The sequence below is a fragment of the Bacteroidia bacterium genome, assembly GCA_023228875.1.
In the GTDB taxonomy this organism is placed as follows: Bacteria; Bacteroidota; Bacteroidia; order NS11-12g; family UBA955; genus JALOAG01.
Genome location: JALOAG010000008.1, coordinates 1 through 20,357, shown reverse-complemented (window position 1 = coordinate 20,357; position 20,357 = coordinate 1). Strand labels below are relative to the sequence as shown.

18 protein-coding genes are annotated in these 20,357 nt (G+C 37.3%); 11 read left to right on the top strand and 7 right to left on the bottom strand.

All coding sequences use genetic code 11. From position 1 onward, the window contains the following. Positions 1-28 precede the first annotated feature (28 nt). Positions 29-1,513 carry a GH3 auxin-responsive promoter family protein gene (locus M0R38_08830; GenBank protein ID MCK9481847.1) on the top strand — a complete coding sequence of 495 codons (1,485 nt, stop codon included), beginning with the start codon at positions 29-31 and terminating at the stop codon, positions 1,511-1,513. 326 nt (positions 1,514-1,839) lie between these two features. Here the strand turns inward: M0R38_08830 and M0R38_08825 are convergent, their stop codons facing one another. Genes M0R38_08825 through M0R38_08815 form a run of 3 tightly spaced genes read right to left on the bottom strand, consistent with a single transcriptional unit; the run spans position 1,840 to position 3,528 of the window. Beyond that, positions 1,840-2,862: a T9SS type A sorting domain-containing protein gene (locus M0R38_08825; protein MCK9481846.1), complete on the bottom strand. Its 1,023-nt coding sequence runs from the start codon at positions 2,860-2,862 to the stop codon at positions 1,840-1,842. Positions 2,863-2,871: 9 nt separating this feature from the next. Continuing rightward, entirely contained in the window at positions 2,872-3,282 is a 411-nt protein-coding gene (locus M0R38_08820) for a hypothetical protein (GenBank protein MCK9481845.1), read from the bottom strand. Positions 3,283-3,294: 12 nt separating this feature from the next. Then, positions 3,295-3,528: a hypothetical protein gene (locus M0R38_08815; protein MCK9481844.1), complete on the bottom strand. Its 234-nt coding sequence runs from the start codon at positions 3,526-3,528 to the stop codon at positions 3,295-3,297. Between the two features lie 116 nt (positions 3,529-3,644). Between M0R38_08815 and M0R38_08810 the strand changes: the two genes are divergently transcribed. The 3 genes from M0R38_08810 (at position 3,645) to M0R38_08800 (ending at position 7,323) form a co-directional block, all read left to right on the top strand. Beyond that, positions 3,645-4,895 (top strand): ATP-binding protein, encoded by a 1,251-nt coding sequence (locus tag M0R38_08810; protein MCK9481843.1) that lies wholly within the window; start codon positions 3,645-3,647, stop codon positions 4,893-4,895. Between the two features lie 81 nt (positions 4,896-4,976). Next, the gene (locus M0R38_08805) at positions 4,977-6,593 is read left to right on the top strand and encodes a histidine kinase (protein ID MCK9481842.1); all 1,617 of its coding nucleotides are present in this window, start codon (positions 4,977-4,979) and stop codon (positions 6,591-6,593) included. A gap of 55 nt (positions 6,594-6,648) precedes the next feature. Further along, complete coding sequence (locus M0R38_08800; GenBank protein MCK9481841.1) at positions 6,649-7,323, top strand: response regulator transcription factor; 675 nt, start codon at positions 6,649-6,651, stop codon at positions 7,321-7,323. A gap of 216 nt (positions 7,324-7,539) precedes the next feature. Here the strand turns inward: M0R38_08800 and M0R38_08795 are convergent, their stop codons facing one another. Further along, positions 7,540-9,843 carry an NADP-dependent malic enzyme gene (locus M0R38_08795; protein ID MCK9481840.1) on the bottom strand — a complete coding sequence of 768 codons (2,304 nt, stop codon included), beginning with the start codon at positions 9,841-9,843 and terminating at the stop codon, positions 7,540-7,542. 106 nt (positions 9,844-9,949) lie between these two features. On the opposite strand from M0R38_08795, the gene M0R38_08790 reads away from it, so the two are divergent. Then, positions 9,950-11,413 (top strand): glycosyltransferase family 39 protein, encoded by a 1,464-nt coding sequence (locus M0R38_08790; protein MCK9481839.1) that lies wholly within the window; start codon positions 9,950-9,952, stop codon positions 11,411-11,413. A gap of 2 nt (positions 11,414-11,415) precedes the next feature. Here M0R38_08790 and M0R38_08785 read toward each other — a convergent pair whose 3' ends face one another. The 3 genes from M0R38_08785 to M0R38_08775 all read right to left on the bottom strand — a co-directional run bounded on the left by M0R38_08785 (position 11,416) and on the right by M0R38_08775 (position 14,080). Further along, positions 11,416-12,312, bottom strand: a complete 897-nt coding sequence (locus M0R38_08785; GenBank protein MCK9481838.1) for a GNAT family N-acetyltransferase — start codon at positions 12,310-12,312, stop codon at positions 11,416-11,418. Then, positions 12,309-13,550 (bottom strand): polysaccharide deacetylase family protein, encoded by a 1,242-nt coding sequence (locus M0R38_08780; GenBank protein ID MCK9481837.1) that lies wholly within the window; start codon positions 13,548-13,550, stop codon positions 12,309-12,311. The genes M0R38_08785 and M0R38_08780 overlap by 4 nt, the downstream gene beginning before the upstream one ends. Positions 13,551-13,681: 131 nt before the next feature. Further along, a complete protein-coding gene (locus tag M0R38_08775) occupies positions 13,682-14,080 on the bottom strand; it encodes a hypothetical protein (protein MCK9481836.1) in 399 nt (132 codons plus the stop codon). Positions 14,081-14,369: 289 nt separating this feature from the next. On the opposite strand from M0R38_08775, the gene M0R38_08770 reads away from it, so the two are divergent. The 6 genes from M0R38_08770 to M0R38_08745 all read left to right on the top strand — a co-directional run. Next, positions 14,370-15,701 carry a UDP-glucose/GDP-mannose dehydrogenase family protein gene (locus M0R38_08770; protein ID MCK9481835.1) on the top strand — a complete coding sequence of 444 codons (1,332 nt, stop codon included), beginning with the start codon at positions 14,370-14,372 and terminating at the stop codon, positions 15,699-15,701. Continuing rightward, positions 15,698-16,672, top strand: coding sequence for an SDR family oxidoreductase (locus tag M0R38_08765; protein ID MCK9481834.1), 975 nt, complete (start codon positions 15,698-15,700; stop codon positions 16,670-16,672). Before M0R38_08770 ends, M0R38_08765 begins: the two co-directional genes overlap by 4 nt. Positions 16,673-16,720: 48 nt before the next feature. Then, complete coding sequence (locus tag M0R38_08760) at positions 16,721-16,930, top strand: YdeI/OmpD-associated family protein (GenBank protein ID MCK9481833.1); 210 nt, start codon at positions 16,721-16,723, stop codon at positions 16,928-16,930. Between the two features lie 17 nt (positions 16,931-16,947). Further along, positions 16,948-17,970 (top strand): UDP-N-acetylmuramate dehydrogenase, encoded by a 1,023-nt coding sequence (gene murB, locus M0R38_08755; GenBank protein ID MCK9481832.1) that lies wholly within the window; start codon positions 16,948-16,950, stop codon positions 17,968-17,970. 3 nt (positions 17,971-17,973) lie between these two features. Further along, positions 17,974-18,660: an RluA family pseudouridine synthase gene (locus tag M0R38_08750; GenBank protein MCK9481831.1), complete on the top strand. Its 687-nt coding sequence runs from the start codon at positions 17,974-17,976 to the stop codon at positions 18,658-18,660. Between the two features lie 266 nt (positions 18,661-18,926). Next, a partial coding sequence (locus M0R38_08745; GenBank protein MCK9481830.1) for a hypothetical protein occupies positions 18,927-20,357 on the top strand: 1,431 nt, incomplete at its 3' end.

Sequence of the window (20,357 nt, the reverse complement as noted above, 5' to 3'; positions counted from 1 at the left end):
TGCCCTCATAGCAAGAGAGTGAGCAAGCATGTCAATTAAAAAAGCCTTATCTAAACCATTTGCCAGATTTATCGTCAACAAAATAAAGAAATGGAGTGTTGAACCCGAAAAAACACAAAACATTGTTTTTCAGCAGCTAATCAAAGGGCTAAGGCAAACAAAATTCGGCATTGAACATCACGCTGACCAAATTCACACATACGAAGATTTCAAAAAAAATATTCCAATCCGAGACTATGAAGATTTAAAACCTTGGATTGAAAGGGTTGTAATGGGCGAACAAGATGTATTATGGAAAGGGAAGCCTATTTACTTAGCTAAAACATCGGGCACAACTTCAGGAGCCAAATACATTCCTATCACAAAAGACTCCATTTCCAATCATATTGACTCAGCACGAAACGCCATCTTGACCTATATCAACCGAACCGGCAAAACAGATTTTGTAGATGGGAAAATGATTTTTCTACAAGGCAGCCCCATTTTGACTCAAAAGTCAGGTATCAATACCGGACGACTTTCAGGAATTGTGGCTCATCATGTCCCTCAATATTTGCTGAAAAATCGCATGCCTTCATGGGAAGTCAATTGTATTGAAGATTGGGAAGAAAAAGTAACCCAAATTGCACACGAAACACTGAACCAAAGAATGACATTAATTAGTGGCATTCCGCCTTGGGTTCAGATGTACTTTGAAAAACTGATAGAAAGTTCAGGAAAACAAAATATCAAAGAGATTTTCCCCGATTTCAACCTCTTTATTTATGGCGGTGTTAACTATGAACCTTATCGCGCTAAAATCGAAAACAGCATTGGGAGAAAAGTAGATAGCATAGAAACATATCCTGCATCAGAAGGTTTTATCGCCTATCAAGACGGAGAAGCAGGTGAAGGATTACTCATGGTACTGAATCACGGAATTTTTTATGAATTTATTCCTGCTGAAAACTACTTTGACAACAATCCTCCTCGCCTTTCCATTCATGATGTAGAACTCAATAAGAATTATGCAGTTATAATCAATTCAAATGCAGGTTTATGGGGTTACTCCATTGGAGATACTGTCAAATTTGTAAGTAAATATCCTCACAGAATTGTGGTAACGGGCAGGATTAAACATTTCATCTCTGCTTTTGGAGAGCATGTAATTGGAGAAGAGGTTGAAGCGGCTTTGAGAGAAGCGGTAGCAAAACACCCTTGCCGCATCAGTGAGTTTACCGTTGCACCCCAAGTCAACCCTAAAGAAGGACTACCCTATCACGAATGGTTTATAGAATTTGAGCAAGTCCCTGAAAACTTAGAAGCATTTGCCCAAGAGATTGATTTAAACCTTCAACACAAAAATGTTTACTACAAAGATTTAATCACAGGAAACATTTTAAAACCATTGGTCATCAAGAGCCTGACTCCCAACACATTTGTTGAATACATGAAAAAAGAAGGCAAGCTAGGTGGTCAAAACAAATTACCGCGCCTTAGCAACGACAGAAAGATTGCAGATAAATTGTTATAGAAACATCTTCATAAATTTGTTATTGGCAACACTAAGATTACCAACGCACAACGACAAATGAAAAGAAAATTCAATAATTTTACGTAGGAATATTTAGAGTATTCGGCCCTATCTCTTCCCTACTTATGACATATATTGAAGTTATTTTTTACCTAACAACTTGGTTTGACAGAGTGTTGGAAGAAGTTGTACAATAGTTACCTTTGTTAGTGGCAAGCGGCTTTTAGTCGTGCACTGTCTGTCTTGATTCGTTGCGTGTCTGCCGAAAAATTTAAAAGGGAAAAGGAAAACATTTTGACTCTTTTGTATGATGATTGTGAGATGTGTTACTTGCTTATCACCAGTTTCCTGTTAGCTACTGTGCCATTATTCTCAACCCGAATGATGTAAACTCCGTTTACAAAATCGGTGGTATTAATTGTGGTTTGCTCTTTATTGAATACTGAACTGTAAACAACTTTTCCTGTAATGTCTGCAATGTTTAGGGTTGAGCCGCTTGGCAGATTACTGATTGTTACGTTCTCTTGAGCAGGATTAGAATAAAAATCGAATTGGAAAGCACTATTGCTCAAATCCATTATACCCGATAAAGGGCTGTTCCCTAATATTAACACAAAATTTTTACCTCCGGTTGGTGCAGGTAAGCCATCGAAACCGGTACCGGTTATCCAATACCCGGCAACATAACAATTTCCTGCTGGATCAATATCTACATCATAAAAATTATCGAAGCTAAAACTTGGGCTTGTCCATTTTGCCCATTGGGCAATTCCGTTTGTATTTAACTTGATTACATAAAGATTATTACTAGTAGGACTGGTACTTACGGTTACTCCGTTTCCAAAATCAATCGTAGGAATTCCATAGGGCTTACAGGTTCCTGTCAAATAAATAGCTCCATCATTAGATACTGCCATCCCCATCTTATTATACAAAATGGAATTTTTATCAGCTTGTGCAGGCACTATAGTTTTCGCCCATAATTCGTTTCCTAAATTGTCGTATTTTACTACATATAGATCAGATTCTCCATATAGATACTGGCTGGCATTGGTGCTCACCGTGAATAATCCAAACATAAGACTGTCCCGCACCCATCCGAATGAGTATACATTACCTGAATCGTCTAACCCAATACCATAACCACTAATATTTTCATTAAGATTTGAATTGCTGCTTTGTTTTACCCAAATCATATTGCCATTACTATCTGCTTTAAAAGTAATTGCAGATTCACCCGAACCGGAACCATTTGAAGGCAAGGATATTCCGCCAAAATCGAGCGACCCTGAACTACCGGTATTAACCAATCCTGTACCATATATATTGCCTGAGGCATCAACTGACAAGCCCTTAATCTATGCTTTGGTAGAGAAATGGTAAGCCGTCTCATACATTTTAATCCATTGTGCGGTTCCTGAAGCATCTAGTTTAGACAAAAAATAATGTTTGTTGGAATTTGGTCGGGTTAAAGTTACAGATCCAATACTAAAAGGTGTACCCGGATCGCCTAATGTATAACCTCCTACTATGATATCCCCTGTTGTAGAAACTGCAATAGCAGTGCCCACCGCATATTCCTCTGATTGTGTAATCCAAATTTGATTTCCAGCAGAATCAATCTTTGCAAAATAAGCTGCAATGCCCGATTCGGCAACTAAGGTGGTAGAACCAAAAGTGCAGGTATCGTAGAATGTTCCAACAATATACGAGTTTCCTTCGCTATCTATAACTAAATCTGCAATACTGTTTGTTGCTTTTCCTTCCACAGAATAGGTATGTCAAATCATAGTACCACCGGGTGAATATTTTTGGATTCCTATTTTTGCATCATGTCTTACGGCAACATAACTATTACCGGCTGCGTCAACCTTAATATGGTCAGCTTGAACAGTAGTTCCTCCAACTGTGCTTCCACTACCTATCCAGGTCCAAGTAGGAGTTTGCGCACTTACATTTACAGCAACCATAACACTTGCTACGATTGCGATTGTTTTTAGTATTTTTTTTCTCATAACTTTTACGTTTTTAATGGTGCATAACTCACCAATCGTTTTGAGGCAGGAAATAGTACAGGTGTACCATAAGATGTATATTTTTCATTGAAGATGGATAAAGATTTTCGTTATCAATGGATAATATTTTATACTTTCAGCGTAAAAATTCTAAGGAGAAGCTTCGTCAGGAGCAAAAACAGGTAGTAATAGCTGCACAAAAGGAAAGCTTTTCAACTAAAGATTTATCCCTGTTGCGAACTGCTTTGGCAGATATGCCCATAGCAAGAAATTTTGCCACTATCATAACCGGCATCAGGCGATGCGGCAAAAGCACCTTGTTGTTGCAGTTGCTCAAAAAAAATTACAAAAGCGCCTTGTATCTCAATTTTGAAGACATCCGCCTTACGGGTTTTGAGCATTCTGATTTTGTCCGCCTGAAAAATGAAATAGACCGTCAAAAGCAAAAGGCACTTTTTTTTGACAAAATACAATTGGTTGAAAAATGGGAAATTTTTATACATCAACTGTTGAACGAAAATTATACAGTTTTTGTAACCGGTTCCAATGCTTCGCTACTGAGCAGGGAAATGGGAACGCACCTCACGGGCAGGCATCTTTCTATGGAATTATTTCCTTTCTCATACCCGGAATTTTTGAGGTATAACAAAATAAAAGCATCAAAAAATACCGTAGCTGCATATCTGCAAAGTGGCGAAATGCCTGAATTTGTAAAAAACAAACAGCCGCTTATTCTGAATGCTTTGACGGAAGATATTGTGATACGCGACATAGCCGTAAGGCATAATATACGCGACACCTACCCTTTAAAGCAATTAGTGGTGTATTTGATGTCGAATGTAGGGAAACCACTGTCGGCAAATAAGCTCACGGGAATGTTTGGTATAAAATCTGCTACAACAATGCTGGAATATTTCGCTTACTGCCGCGATAGTTACTTAGTTGATTTTTTGCCTCAATTCAGTTATTCGCTGAAAGCTCAGGCACGAAATCCCAAAAAAGTATATGCTATTGACACGGGCTTTATCAATGCGGTTTCGCTTTCCTTTTCGGAAGATAACAGACACAAATTCGAAAATATGATTTATCTGTACTTGAGAAGGAAATACAAGGAATTATTTTTTTTCAAAGAAAAAGGCGAATGTGATTTTGTGGTTTTTGAAAATGGCAAAATTCAGCAACTTATGCAGGTGTGTTACCACATCAATGACCAAAACTTTGAACGAGAATATAACGGTTTGTTGGAAGCGATGAAATTTTTCGGCAAAAAGGAAGGAACAATCGTAACAATGGAGCAAAAAGATGAATTTGGAAAAGACGGTTTCAGTATCAAACTTGTTCCCGCCCACGAGTTTTTAAGTTCATAGCAACAGGTTTTTAGGCAAGTAATAGTACAGATGTACTAAGCGTTGTGATGACAGATATTGATAGTTTTGTAAGTCCATAATATGAATAAGAAACTACGTAAATTTTATTTTCTTTGCTTGTGCATACTTAGTGCAGCAAATTCATATTGCCAATCAATTGAAACAACACTGCAACAAGCCAAACAACTTTACGAACAGAATAACTATCCGCTTGCACAGGAAAAATATTTACAGGCTTTGAAGCAGGCAGAAAAGGAAAACAATCCTACTGCTATGGCTCGTGCTTCACTATCACTTGCCCGATGTCATTACTTTTTGTACGACCATACTGCTTCTTTCAAATGGTCTTACAATGCTTTGTATATTGCTGAAAAAAATCATCTTGACACCTTGCTTTCTCAGGCATATTACTTTTTGGGTGTTTTGTACATCGAAGACGAAAAGGTTGATTCTGCCGAAAAATATGCTTTCAAAGCGATTGAGCTAATGCAAAAGGAAAACGACTTTGCTCATTTATCGCAAACTTATTCCACTCTTGCCGAACTGTACTTGAACACTTCAAAAAATCCTGCGAAAATTGAAAAGATGATAGCCGAAGCCGAAAAGTATGCCGAATTGTCAAATGACAAAGGTATGCTGGCTTTTGCAAAAAGCAAACGTTACAATTATGCTTTCTTCTTTAAAAAGGATTACAAAGAGGCGTTAGAGCATATCAACGTAGCTGAAAAACTCTATTTGGAAACGGGAAACAGCGAAGCAATTTTAAACGCTTACAGAGGCAAAGCAGAATGTTTGATTATGTTAGGAGATACTTCTGCACGAACGTATATGTGGAAATGGTTTCACTTCAAAGATTCAATATTGCAAAAAGAGAAAGCAGAGAACATCGCAAAATTTGAAACACTCTATGAAACCGAGAAGAAAGAAGCCGAGAACAAAATTTTGCATGAGAAAAACGAACAACATAAGTTGATACTTGTGATTGTCGTAATCGTATTCCTGCTTTTCGTTGCAGTGGCATTGTGGTTATTCAACAGAAATCGTTTAAAGAAAAAACAACAAGAACTACAGATGCTGCAAACCTTGCAAAAAGATAAAGAACGAATAGCAAGAGATTTGCACGATAATGTTGGCGGGCAGCTTTCGTATATTATTTATTCATTGGACGGCATAAATGATGAGGACAAAGAAAAGCGCAGTGAAGTAACAGAAAGTATCAACCAATCTGTAAAAAGTGTTATTAGTAGTCTGCGTGAAACGATTTGGGCAATCAGCGATGCAAATATCAACGTACAGGATTTTTCGGATAAGCTGAAAGTGTTTGCAAGAGATTTGTTTAAGCACAGCAGCACAAAAATCAGTTTTACCGAAAACATTACCTCTAAAAAAGAACTCAATGCTTTGTTAGGTCTGAGCCTTTACCGTATATGTCAGGAAATTCTAAACAACGCTTTCAAATATGCTGCTGCCACCGAAGTAAAAATTGACGTACAGTGCGAAGAAGAAAAACTGTTGATAATGATTAGCGATAATGGCGTTGGCTTTGATGCCGCACAAAAAAACGATTCGACAGACTCACCGCATGGCAAGGAACAATACGGACTGCAAAACATTAAAAAACGTGCGACAGAGTTTGGCGTAACGCTTACGTTGGAAACGGAAATAAACAGAGGAACAAAGTATGTGTTGTTAGTATAAGTGTACTATTTCACTGCGCTTTTTTCGGTTATATTTTTGAAAGAAAATTGAAAAGATGATTTACATTGCTATCGTTGATGATAAAAAAAATATTTGTCTTACATTAAAGGATAAACTCAATAATGTCCCCAATTATGAAGTACTGTTTACTGCTGAAAACGGAAAAGATTTTCTGAAAGAAATGCGGGAAGCAAGAAACGCCATTGAGCCTGATGTGGTGTTAATGGATATTGATATGCCAATAATGAACGGCATTGAAGCTGTGGCAGAGGGCAAATTACGTTTCCCGAAAACACGTTACCTGATGCTGACGATTTTTGACGAGGACGAAAAAATATTCAACGCCATAAAAGCAGGCGCAGACGGTTATTTGCTGAAAGACGAACCTGTTGAAAAAATTAAAGAAGCGATTGACAGTTTAATGAATGGCGAAAGTGCGCCATTATCGCCAAGCATTGCAAGAAAAGTTTTGAATTTGCTCACGAATACGGAACATAAATTCAACAAAGAAGTAAAATCCGAACAGGAAAACGAATACAACCTTACTGAAAGGGAAAAAGATATTTTAACGTTATTGGTGGACGGATTGGAATATAAAGAAATAGCACAGGAATTGGGTTTAAGCCCGAATACTGTTAGAAATAACGTTACTAAAATATACAGCAAGTTACACGTTACATCAAGAATGCAGGCTGTAAAGGTGGTAAAAAGAGGTAAAAACGATGAATAACGATTTTTTATTTCTTTCTTTACCCCCACACTATCTCCCTCCTCTCCAATCACGGCATCTTTTGAAGTCATTTTTTAACTAAAAGCTTGGTTGATCAGGATTTTAGAGGAGATTGTTACAACAGCTACACCGGTGTTGCAATAATGGAGATTTAGTGCTCCACATCAACATTTGTTTTAAAAATCATATCCTTTGCCAAACCCGAACGTAGTAGGCTTATTCTCCGGCACTACGAGAAACAACTTGCGAAGTTGCACCGCTTTTGCCTTGTGCATCAATAACAGCAACAGCTACCATGTTCACAATTTCTCGAACACTACTTGCTAACTGCAGAATATGTACAGACCTTTTAAGTCCCATTAAAATTGGTCCCATTGTTTCAGCCTTTCCAAAGCTTTTGGCAAAATTATAAGCTATATTGCCTGAAGCCAGTTCAGGGAAAATAAAGGTATTTACTTCTTTATTTGCCAATGTGCTAAAAGGAAAGTTTTCTGACAGCAATTCACGGTTGAGCGCGAATGTTGCTTGCATTTCGCCATCTACGTTTATTTCAGGGTGATTTTTATGTAGATAAGCGACTGCCTTTTGCATTTTACTTGGTATTTCGCCATTAGAAGAACCGAAGTTTGAATAAGAGAGCATTGCAATCTTTGGCTCTATTCCAAAATCAAGCACCTTCTTATGCACTTGCCTTGTAATCTCAACAAGTTCTTCCCAGTTTGGATTGATATTGACTGTTGTATCTGCAAAGAAGAACGGTCCTTTCTTGGTCATCATAATATACATGCCAGAAACCTGCGAATAACCTTCCTCCTTACCTATTACTTGCAATGCCGGACGTATGGTATTAGAATAATTTTTTGTCAAACCGGAGATTACCGCATCGGCTGCGCCTGTTTCCAACATCATCATTCCATAGTAATTACGATCTTTCATTAACTTCTTAGCTTCATTGAGCGTCAGTCCTTTACGTTGACGTTTTGCATATAGAATTTCACCATATTGACTACGCTTTGCACTTTCTTCCCAAGGGTCTATCATTTGCACCCCTTGTAAGTCTAATTTATATTCTTCAATAAGTGAATTAATCTTTACTTTATCGCCTAATAAAATTGGGCGCGCAATTCCTTCTTCCAAGCTGATTTGAGCAGCTTTCAATATTTTAAAGTTATCTGCTTCAACAAAAACAACAGTTTTAGGGTTCTTACGTGCCATAGAGTTTACTCTTCTCATAAACTTATTATCCAAGCCTAATCTATCTCTCAACTCTTGTTTATACCTTTCCATGTTGGTAATAGGTCGTTTAGCAACCCCACTATCCATTGCTGCTTGTGCAACAGCGGGTGCTACCACTTCAATCAATCGCGGATCCAACGGTTTGGGAATGATGTAATTACGTCCAAAAGACAGCCCCTCTTGTTTATAAGCAATACTTACAGCCTCCGGCACAGGCTCTAAAGTGAGTGCTGCTAATGCACGAACAGCAGCCAACTTCATTTCTTCATTGATTTCTGTAGCTCTAACATCGAGTGCACCTCTAAAGATAAAAGGAAAACCCAAAACATTATTTACTTGATTAGGATAATCGCTCCTACCTGTTGCCATTACAATATCTGCACGGGTGTTGACGGCAAGTTCATAGTCTATTTCCGGTTCAGGATTTGCCAATGCAAAAACAATCGGGTCTTTAGCCATACTCAGCACCATTTCAGGAGTCAGAATATTGCCCTTGGATAATCCAACAAAAACATCTGCACCTACCAATGCATCTTCGAGATGATTAAAGTTTTGATCGGTTGCAAAGTAGAGTTTGTTTTCATCCAAGTCTGATCTATCTTTTCGTATTACGCCTTTGCTGTCCAACATAATCAAATTTTCTTTGTTAACACCTAAAGACACAAACAATTTAGAACAAGAAATAGCAGATGCACCCGCACCATTTACTACCATTCTGACTTTGTCAATATCCTTATTTACAATCTTAAGTGCATTAAGCAAGCCTGCGCCTGAGATTATTGCAGTCCCGTGCTGATCATCATGCATTATTGGAATATTGAGTTCTTTGCGTAGTCTGCGTTCAATTTCAAAACATTCGGGCGATTTAATATCTTCCAGATTGATTCCACCAAACGTTGGCTCCATAGCTTTGACACAGTTAACAAATTCATCTATAGAATTTACGTTCAGTTCAATATCGAACACATCAATATCTGCAAAAATTTTAAAGAGAAGCCCCTTTCCTTCCATCACCGGTTTAGATGCTTCTGCACCAATATTACCTAAACCCAAAACAGCAGTTCCGTTTGAAATCACAGCAACTAAGTTACCCTTGGCTGTGTATTTATATACATCTTCCGTATTTTCTGCTATTCTTATACAAGGTTCGGCAACACCAGGTGAATATGCCAAACTTAGGTCTCTCTTTGTAGAATATGGTTTTGTCGGTATAACTTCAATTTTTCCGGGACGACCTTCTGAATGATAATTCAACGCATCCTGCTGTAATTTACTATCTGACATATTATTTGCTTGTTCTAAGGGTGGCAAAGTTAATCTTTATTAAGAATGATTGACATAGAACCAATGCTTATTTCAGCATAAACTTCATAATATTGCTGTGAATAAAATGAAGACTACTTTTGCACTTTCTGTCTCTTATTTCATTGTTCTTTTGGCTGCTTCATTTTCTGTTTTCTACAACTTAGGTTCAAGTCCATTAGCCTGCTGGGATGAGAGCAGACAAGCCATAAACGCAATTGAAATGAGCGACCACGGCAACCCTTTAATTACTACTTTTGAGGGGGAAGTTGATTTGTGGAACACCAAGCCTTCATTGTTGGCAGCAACACAAGCACTCTCCATGCGAATATTTGGCATTAATGAATTTGCGCTTAGGCTACCCACAGCATTGTCAGCAGTAATACTTTGTTTATTCATTTTCCATTTTTTTGTTTCTCAATTCAAAAGTGTTTTGGGTGGAATTGTTGCGGTATTTGTCTTACTGTCTTTTAGTGGTTATAATGGCTATCATGGCGTTCGCACAGGGGACTTTGAAGGATTCTTAGCATTATTTTCAACGGCTTACCTCATTGCATTTTTTCTTTATGTTGAATCAAACAATCAAAAATACCTTCATTGGTTTGGGTTGTTTCTGGTGCTTACCGTACTAAGTAAAGGTGTGGCCGGACTCATGTTTGCACCCGGATTGGCTATATATTTAGCATTAGAAGGTAAATTATTGAGGATTCTATCTTCACAACGCTTTTGGGCAACTATTTTGGTGAGCGCATCAACAATTTTGCTCTATTATTTGTACAGAAACATTCACAACCCCGGCTATTTACTTGCAGTTTATGACAATGAACTCGGGGGCCGATTTGGCAAGGTAGTAGAAGGGCACAGGGGAGAATGGAATTACTATATTTCGGCATTATTTTCCAACCGCGCTTCACCTTGGATTCTTCTATATCCTTTAGGGCTCTTGTTTTGGGTTTATAAATTGCGTACAGACAGAATTTTTTCTAAACCCATTTTGTACTTCTCATTACTTACAATCTGTTGGTTATTCTTTATCAGTACTGCTAAAACAAAGATTGAATGGTATGACTTTCCAATGTTTCCTCTGATTGCATTTACCTTAGGCTTATTGTTTGCGGGCATTTCCAGACATTATACTTCACGCAGATTTCCTTATCGCAATAAGAAATATGTAACATTAGCCTTGGTATTCATTGTGGTAATATCAAGTGTTAAAATCATCAGAATTATGAACACCCCCATTCCCACTTGCGAATATTGTATTGAGTCAAATCATTTTGGAGAATTAGTCAATTCGGGGATACAAGAAGGACGTGATTTCTCAGGCTATGCTTGGGCGACCGGCTTTAAATATTACGCAACTCCCTTATTTTACATTGAAAAACTCAAACGAGAACAAGGGCAGACAGTAACAAGAAAACGTGCGAACCAATGGGAGAAGGGCGACAAGATCTTTATGTTGCAACCTATGCTGCTTGATTCTGTTCCTCAAAACATGAAAGCAAAATTGATAAACAATAAATTTGGCATTTTAGAAGTACAGATGGAATAAAATCAGACTATTCCCTTCTCTATCATAGTAAAGTGATTTTCTTCAGGACCAAATTTTTTATAAAATGCAGCCACATTCGGAATCTCAGACCCTTCAAAGTCAAAATAGAAATTTTGAGAAGCGTATTTTCTAATCATAGCATCTATCAACAAATGCGTAGCGCTCCATGCTCTTCCCTCTTTTGTTGGCGCACCTAAACAATAATGAATCCTTCCGAAAGCTTTCACAAATATACCACACGCAAGTAATGTCTGTTGATGATAAATGGCAAGTTTTTCCACCTTTTGGAGTTTTTCTAACAACCCGACTAACAGTGCAAAACGTTCATATTTATTATCAGAAATTTTTTCATTTAACTGCCCATAAGCTTCTTTGTATGTAGAAATTACTTGCTCTATTTGGATATCGTCTGTAACAATAATTTCAGGGTTATCAATCTTCTTCAAATTCTTAATACAATCCTTGCTATAATGACTTCTAATAACTTCATATCCACTACTTAAATCAATTTGATAACTTTTTCGTTGGGTAATAATCCAATCTTTATTTGTACCCTCAAGGCTATTGCCATAGTTCAAGTGATAATTTACTCTGACAAACCTTTTAGGAATTCTTTTGATAAATTTTTCAAGCAATTCCCTACTGATTTCACTTTTTGCAAAAACGCCACTTTGTTGGACAAAGTAAGGTTGATATATATAGGGCAACATTTCAAACTTGCGCCTATACGGCAGAGGCATCACTGCTTCATAATCCCCTAAGACCAATGCGCCCCATCGCTTACACATCGTATCATACACAATACTGAGACCATAAAACAAAGCCTGAGGACTTTGTCTGATGAGTGCATCCCATTTCACACGGTCAATTTTGCGATATTTGATAAAGCGAATTTTCATTTATTTTGCTTACATGCCTCTTCAAAAACGACTCGCCACCCTTTCCACTGATTGCGTTCACTCAAAGACTCATTATGAAAACAGAAAGCAAATGTACCATTGAGTATTCGCAATTCTTCCTTGATTGTTCTAATCTCAAGTATGGCTTGTTCAACCGAATAATGCTGAAAATACTCCAACGCAACGTCCATCACTGCAAAAGGTTGAATCAACAAATTGCTTACACTATTGCTTCCTAAATCAAACCATAAAAAAGACCTGCTTGTTCCTGCTCTAAATCCGGTTATTTCTGAAAAGCCCATACTGTGCTCCTCTTTTATGCCTATATTTATCAATGAACGATAAGTGTCCGGCAAAGAGAATCTTAAAAAATGTTGACGTGAAACAGTTACCGGATGCGGAATAAGTTTTTCCAAAATTGCTTTCTCTTGTGCCAAAAGCTTCGGGGTTATCATAGTATTATAAGAAGGATGCAGCCCGATTTTACAGTCCTTAACCCGGTTGAGCACTTCTATAAAGAGAGGATGGGAAGGAGAAATATTTTTATCAAATTTACCATATCTGCCCACTTGAAAAAAATACTGTGCTTGCAATCGGTTACGTTCTAATACCTCAAGTTGATAATCAAAATTATTGTAGGGATCTTCCTCCTTTTCTTGTAAAACATTCATTCTCTCTTTGACCGTTCCATTAAGCCAATCTTTCACAATCGCACCACATTGCCTGAAAACATTTCGACCTAAGAATGCATGTGTCATATCAATATCAAGCGTTGGGATAATCTGAAGTTTATTGAAATAAGAAATTTTCTCAGGAAAATATTGTTTAACAAATTGGAATACCACTTTATCTACTAACGGTTCTCGAAGGAATCCTTCTTGAAATGCAACACTGTTATTATATCGAAAACGTCCGTGAGCATCTTTAGGGGTATAATATTCTTCCATTCGAGAGAGCAGAAAAAAAGCAGCACCTAACCAATCCACATTAAAGTCAAATTTTCTGATTCTTGTCCAGTCAAATTCAACATGATGTTGAATTTCAGTTGAAAATAGTATTTTACTTTTATTGCTGCACAGCAGTAACCCTTCATGATTATAGAGCGCATATTCATCAGGGGCTATGTTTTGGCTCTCAATAAAATCAACTTTAAGTCCATACCATTTTTCAAACAACTGCACAACAATATAATGTAGCCTTGGAGCAATGAATTTAGTATGTACAACAAGTTGTTTCAAGTGCTAATAATTGAAAATCTACTGTTGCAAATAAACATCAAAATACATCATACGGAATCAATGAGAGAACATAAAAAAAGACAGCATGAGTACACATGCTGTCTTTTCAAAATATTTTGTTGCTAATTAGATTAGAACATTGCTTTAACATAAAAACGGATCATCACAGTTTCACCGTCCTTTACATACAAAGCTCTAATTTCTTTGTTCTTTGGGTCAAAAACATAATAATATTTATTACCTACATCGCTGGTTACTTCATAGGTATAAACATCATTTTTAGAGTCATACTCTTTACTATCCACGTAATAAGTAGATTTCATACTCTCGATAGTGTGTGTAAACATCGTTTCTTTTTCGTTCATCACAAACATCGAAGATTCCTCATAGCCCTTACAATTCTCGAATTTTGAGGAATAAGAGTTCCAGTCGCAATACTCACGATAGTAACAAGTAAAAGTTACTTGAGCTTTCACAGCGGTTGACATTGCAATAAAAGCAAATACAAGCATTAATAGTTTCTTTTTCATTTTATATTTATAAATTGGTTTTTTAGTTTAAAGTGGCAAAAGTGCAATCATCCGGCTTGTTTCACAATAAGACATTCTGCGTATTTTTGAAGATATGCTCACTGAAAACAAGAACAAGATTGAAACAGAACCACTCTAAATTATCATTGCAAAAATAAATTTCTTCCACAAAACGCAAAATAATTCGGATAAAAAAATAATAAACTTTTCAACCATTCAAAAAGCAACAAATCATCATTTGTATAATCATTCTGACAAAGTTACTTTTGCAGGCTAAAATTCAACTCGAATGGAAATAGCAGTAGTAGGTACAGGATACGTTGGGCTTGTTTCAGGCACCTGTTTTGCAGAATCAGGCAACAATGTAATATGTGTAGATATTGATGAAAATAAAGTTACCAGTCTTAAAAATGGCAAGATTACCATTTATGAACCCGGATTGGAGTTATTATTTCAACGAAACTTAAAAGATGGTCGTCTCCATTTTACCACAGACTTAGGTTATGCAATAAACAAAGCAGAAGTAATTTTCCTTGCATTGCCAACACCTCCTGGCGAAGACGGTTCTGCAGACCTCTCATACGTTCTGGGAGTTGCAGAACAATTAGGAAAAATAATCACCAATTACAAAGTCATCGTTGATAAAAGTACTGTTCCTGTTGGCACTGCCGAAAAAGTAAGGGCTGCTGTTGCTAAGAACGCAAAAGTTGAATTTGACATAGTAAGTAATCCCGAGTTTCTGCGCGAAGGAGTGGCGGTAGATGACTTTATGAAACCGGATCGTGTGGTGATTGGCGTTAGCAGCGAACGGGCACGAAAAGTTATGGGAGAGCTTTATGCTCCATTTGTAAGACAAGGAAACCCCATTATTTATATGGATGAAAAATCTGCAGAGCTCACCAAATATGCAGCCAATTCCTTTTTAGCTACAAAAATTTCTTTTATGAATGAAATTTCCCGACTGTGCGACTTACTGGGAGCGGATGTTGATATGGTTCGTATAGGAATGGGCTCTGACAGTCGTATCGGGAAACGTTTCTTATTCCCCGGTATAGGCTATGGCGGCAGCTGCTTCCCAAAAGACGTAAAAGCACTTATTAAATCTTCCAAAGAGATTCATTATGACTTCAAAATTTTAAATGCAGTTGAAGAAGTAAATGCAATACAGAAAAAGATTTTATTACCCAAAATGGATGCAGTTCTTGGACGTGATTGGTCAGGACTCAAAATAGCACTCTGGGGTCTTGCATTCAAACCCAATACTGACGACATACGCGAAGCTCCTGCTTTAGTATTAATTGAGCAATTCTTACAGCGCAATGCACAAGTTGCTGCTTTTGATCCTGAAGCTATGGCTAATGTACAACGCATTGCAGGAGACAAAATAAAATTTGCATCTAACATGTATGAAGCATTGACAAATGCAGATGTGTTAGTAATTGCAACGGAATGGTCAGAATTTAGGAATCCTGATTTTGACAAAATTAAGTCCTCACTCAACAGACATCTTATTTTTGATGGTCGCAATGTGTTTGATGTTGACAAAATGGAAGAACTTGGATTTAGCTACTACTCCATTGGAAGACGCGAAGTTGTATCAAAAAATCAAGCATCAAAATGAATCGTAAAAGAGTATTAATCACCGGAGCTGCCGGCTTTTTGGGTTCACATCTGTGCGATCGTTTTATCCAAGAAGACTATCATGTCATTGGCATGGACAATTTAATTACAGGCGACTTACGCAATATTGAACATCTGTTCAAATTACCCAACTTTGAATTCTATCATCATGACGTGTCAAAATTCGTTTATGTGCCCGGAGAACTTCATTACATATTGCATTTTGCCTCACCTGCAAGTCCAATAGACTATTTAAAAATTCCTATTCAGACGCTTAAGGTAGGCTCATTAGGCACTCATAATCTTGTTGGATTAGCAAAAGCAAAGAATGCACGTATTCTGGTTGCCTCTACTTCTGAAGTATATGGCGACCCGATGGTACATCCTCAGACTGAAGACTATTATGGAAATGTTAATCCCGTTGGTCCAAGAGGAGTGTATGATGAAGCAAAGAGATTTCAAGAAGCAATCACTATGGCATATCATACTTTTCATGGAGTTGAAACACGTATTGTCCGTATTTTTAACACTTATGGTCCAAGGATGAGGCTTAATGATGGCAGAGTATTGCCCGCCTTTATCGGACAAGCATTAAGAGGCGAAGATTTAACTGCTTTTGGGGATGGCACTCAGACTCGCTCTTTCTGTTATGTTAGCGACTTGGTAGAAGGCATATACAGACTCTTAATGAGTAACTACGCTTCTCCTGTCAACATTGGCAATCCTGATGAGATTACGATTAATGATTTTGCTCAAGAAATTATTGCATTAACAGGAGCACAAAACAAAATAGTGTACAAACCGCTCCCTGAAAATGACCCTAAACAACGAAGACCCGATATAACATTAGCTAAGAAACTACTCAATTGGGAACCTACTATTCACCGTTCTGAAGGGTTAAAACGCACATTTGAATATTTTAAGACACTTAGCAAAGAAGATCTGTATAAAACAGAACATCGTTTTGGTTAAATGTAATATAACAGCAATGTTTATTAAAAGCTGTAACATTATTCAAAAATGAATTCAATCAATATTCCTTCTGATTTAAACGAGCAATTACAACTCTCACCTGAAGCAAATGCCTTTTTTGAAATGTTGCCGCCTTCTCATAAATCAGCATATTTAGAATGGATTGAAAGTGCAAAAAAGCAAGAAACCCGAATGCGAAGAATTGCCAAAGCAATTGAACAATTACAACGCGACTCATCATTAAAAAAACACAAATAACATACATCTTTGCTAACATGAAAACCGAACTCAATGCTTCTCTGAAATCCTATCAAACATTTGGTATAGATGTAACCACAAAGGCATTGACAAAGGTTTCAACTAAAGAAGAATTTCTATCAGCATGGCAAAATCCTGCATTCCAAGAACAACCCAAACTAATACTGGGTGGAGGGAGCAATGTTTTGTTTACAAAAGACTTTCTAGGATTAGTCATAATTAACCGGATAAAAGGAAAGGAAATCATACATGAAGACAACGAACATGTATGGGTGAAATTTTTATCAGGAGAAGTCTGGCATGAATCAGTACTCTGGACAATTACACAAGGTTGGTCAGGAATAGAAAACATGTCATTAATTCCAGGCACGATTGGTGCGGCTCCTATGCAAAACATTGGTGCTTATGGCGTTGAACTAAAAGATGTGTTTGAATCTCTTGAGGCGATTGAATTGGCAACAGGAAAGATTGAGAATTTTAATAAAGAACAATGTAAATTCGGATATAGAGAAAGCATTTTTAAGAACACACATAAAAACCAATACTTCATTTATTCAGTAACTCTTAAACTTAACAAGCAACCTCATTTCAATACACAATACGGGGACATACAGCAAGTTTTAGCTGAAATGGGAGTAAATCAAAACAATCTCACTACAAAAGCAGTCAGTGATGCTGTAATAACCATTAGAAAATCAAAACTTCCCAATCCTAGTGAGTTAGGAAATTCCGGTAGTTTTTTTAAAAATCCTTATATAACCCAACAGCATTTCAACGAACTTCAAAGCAAATATCCTGATATCAAAGGGTTTCCGGTTGAAGACGAACTCGTTAAAGTTCCTGCTGCTTGGCTAATTGAGCAATGTGGATGGAAAGGAAAAAGAGTTGGAAATTGTGGTAGTCATATTCGCCAACCTTTGGTTCTGGTTAACTATGGAGGCGCAAACGGCAATGAAATTTATGCTCTTGCCTTACAAATTAAACAGTCCGTAAAAGACAAATTTGGAATAGAGATTCATCCGGAGGTAAACATTATTTAACCTATGGAATTCAAAGAAATAAAGAAACGAATCTTGTATGAGGATAATCATCTTATTGTTTTCAATAAGCCTTCAGGCGTTCCTGTTCAATCAGATAAAACCGGTGATGAATGTCTCTTAGATATTGTAAAAGAGTTTATAAAAGAACGTGATTCAAAACCCGGCAATGTCTTTCTGGGATTAGTCCACAGACTGGATAGACCTGTATCAGGTATCGTAGTATTAGCAAAAACAAGCAAGGCATTGACCCGGCTTACTGTCATGTTTAAGGAAAGGCAAATCAAAAAAATATACCATGCTATTGTCAATGGCATACCCAATGGCGAAGAAGGCACGCTCTCTCACCATCATCGGAAAGATGGGGTAAAACATATAGCCATTTTAAGTAATGTTCCTAAGGGCAACACAAAACCAGCTATTCTGCATTATAAACTCTTAGGTCATATTAACACTTACAGTTTGTTAGAAATAAGACTCGAAACAGGGAGATTTCATCAAATCCGAGCACAACTTTTTAAGAATGGAAATTACATCATCGGAGATTTAAAATACGGTGCAAAGAAACCCAATCCTGACAAATCAATATGTCTGCATGCACGTTCTATTGAATTTAGCCATCCTACAAAAGAAGAAGTTGTAAAAGTACGAGCACCCTATCCGCAAGCACAACTCTGGAACAATTTTAAGTAAAGTGAAGTGCAAAGTGGCACTATATCAATCAAATATTAGCGATATTTATTTAAAAATTTTGTTTTTATGAGTTGTTTGAACTTCCATAAAACTTAGACATTCGACAAAAAGTCAAAAGAAACCAACGCACTTCAAGGAAAATAACTTTAGTTTGTAAGGCAACATTGACAGGCTATGTGTTGTCTATTTATAGAGATTGCAAGTCCAACAAATTAATGAATATCATTTATCACCTTCATCGCTTGATCACTAAGAGGATAGTCTTTTTGGGACTCACCCTCATCATTACACTCCTAACTTTTCAGCGGTCAAAAGCAGACCACGTAATGGGCTCTGATTTGGTGTGGAAATGTGTAGGTAATTATAAGTATGAAGTTTCATTAGTCTTTTATAGGGACTGTATGGGTATTTCAGTATCCGGTTCTAAAACAATCAGAATTGAGTGTTCAAAAGGTGGCAGCGGAACTGCTTCTTTCAATCTAAACGGAGTTTCCATTAGAGATGTAACACCTAATTGTGCTGATGTAAAAGGTCCTTGTTCGCCCCCTAATACTGCATACACAGGCAAGGGTACAGAAGAACATATATTTACAGGAATAGTAGATTTTAATTCAGGCACATTAAAGACAATGCGCGATGCCGGTTGTTGTAGGTTCAGATTTGTTTTCAACGAATGTTGCAGGAGTGATTATATTACAACCGGTGGTTCTTGGAACGACTTTACAACTGATGCAGAAATTGACATTTGCAATATTGATAATTCAATCAAGAATGGATGTGATGACAGTCCTTCATTAAAAAACCCTCCAATCAGCTTTATTTGTTGTAACCAAGAATTTTACTTTAACAATGGAGTTATTGATGCAGATGGTGACTCTATAGCTTTTTCACTTGTTATGTGTCAACAACAAGTAGGAGTTAGCGTAAAATACAACTCTCCGTTTAATCCTACTACATGGCCAATGACAGGTTTTTGTAAAAAAACAGCACCTTGCAATTGTAGAGTAGGCAATACCAATAGACCCACAGAAGGTATTTGTTTTGACCCTGAAACAGGTGACCTTTCTTTTCGCCCTATTGATTGCGATGAATCAGGAATCCTTTGTATCAAGATGGAACAATTCCGTTTAGATTCGACCGCTTCAAAGTGGTTGTATATCGGATACACCAAACGCGACATGCAAATCAGGGTAGTAAATTGCAGCAATAACAACCCTCCGTTTTTGAATGACATGCAGAGTCAATCTGTATGTGAAGGAGATAAGATTTGCATGCAATTCACCGCTGAAGATGAAGAATTCTCCGGGAGTAGTGGTTCTCAACCCTGGAAAGACACCATTGATTTATCATGGAATAATGGATTGCCCGGTGCTTCTTTTAAAGTCGGGACACCCTATTTTACTTTCCAAAATGGTGTATTAACTGCCGTCAGGGAAGTTGAAATATGTTGGCAAACCAAAGTTGGGGATGGTCGGGAGGCTCCGTATCTTTTCACTATCACAGCCAGAGACAAAGCGTGTCCGAGAAATGCTGTAACTTCTCGTGGGTATTCTGTCAGAGTAAAGCGTAAAGCTTATGCAGAACGTAAACTCATCGAGGGTGATTGCGGTAAATGGAAACTTGAAAGTGTGCCAGAAGATACTTTCTGGTATAAAGGTACCTATCAGCACGAATGGACTATCAGGGACTCGACCAAT

Coding starts and splice junctions, on each gene's coding strand:
- murB (MCK9481832.1), top strand. CDS start 16,948: ATGAAAACCGAACTCAATGCTTCTCTGAAATCCTATCAAACATTTGGT.
- M0R38_08750 (MCK9481831.1), top strand. CDS start 17,974: ATGGAATTCAAAGAAATAAAGAAACGAATCTTGTATGAGGATAATCAT.
- M0R38_08795 (MCK9481840.1), bottom strand. CDS start 9,843: ATGTCAGATAGTAAATTACAGCAGGATGCGTTGAATTATCATTCAGAA.
- M0R38_08775 (MCK9481836.1), bottom strand. CDS start 14,080: ATGAAAAAGAAACTATTAATGCTTGTATTTGCTTTTATTGCAATGTCA.
- M0R38_08770 (MCK9481835.1), top strand. CDS start 14,370: ATGGAAATAGCAGTAGTAGGTACAGGATACGTTGGGCTTGTTTCAGGC.
- M0R38_08790 (MCK9481839.1), top strand. CDS start 9,950: ATGAAGACTACTTTTGCACTTTCTGTCTCTTATTTCATTGTTCTTTTG.
- M0R38_08810 (MCK9481843.1), top strand. CDS start 3,645: ATGGATAATATTTTATACTTTCAGCGTAAAAATTCTAAGGAGAAGCTT.
- M0R38_08765 (MCK9481834.1), top strand. CDS start 15,698: ATGAATCGTAAAAGAGTATTAATCACCGGAGCTGCCGGCTTTTTGGGT.
- M0R38_08760 (MCK9481833.1), top strand. CDS start 16,721: ATGAATTCAATCAATATTCCTTCTGATTTAAACGAGCAATTACAACTC.
- M0R38_08785 (MCK9481838.1), bottom strand. CDS start 12,312: ATGAAAATTCGCTTTATCAAATATCGCAAAATTGACCGTGTGAAATGG.
- M0R38_08805 (MCK9481842.1), top strand. CDS start 4,977: ATGAATAAGAAACTACGTAAATTTTATTTTCTTTGCTTGTGCATACTT.
- M0R38_08800 (MCK9481841.1), top strand. CDS start 6,649: ATGATTTACATTGCTATCGTTGATGATAAAAAAAATATTTGTCTTACA.
- M0R38_08815 (MCK9481844.1), bottom strand. CDS start 3,528: ATGAGAAAAAAAATACTAAAAACAATCGCAATCGTAGCAAGTGTTATG.
- M0R38_08830 (MCK9481847.1), top strand. CDS start 29: ATGTCAATTAAAAAAGCCTTATCTAAACCATTTGCCAGATTTATCGTC.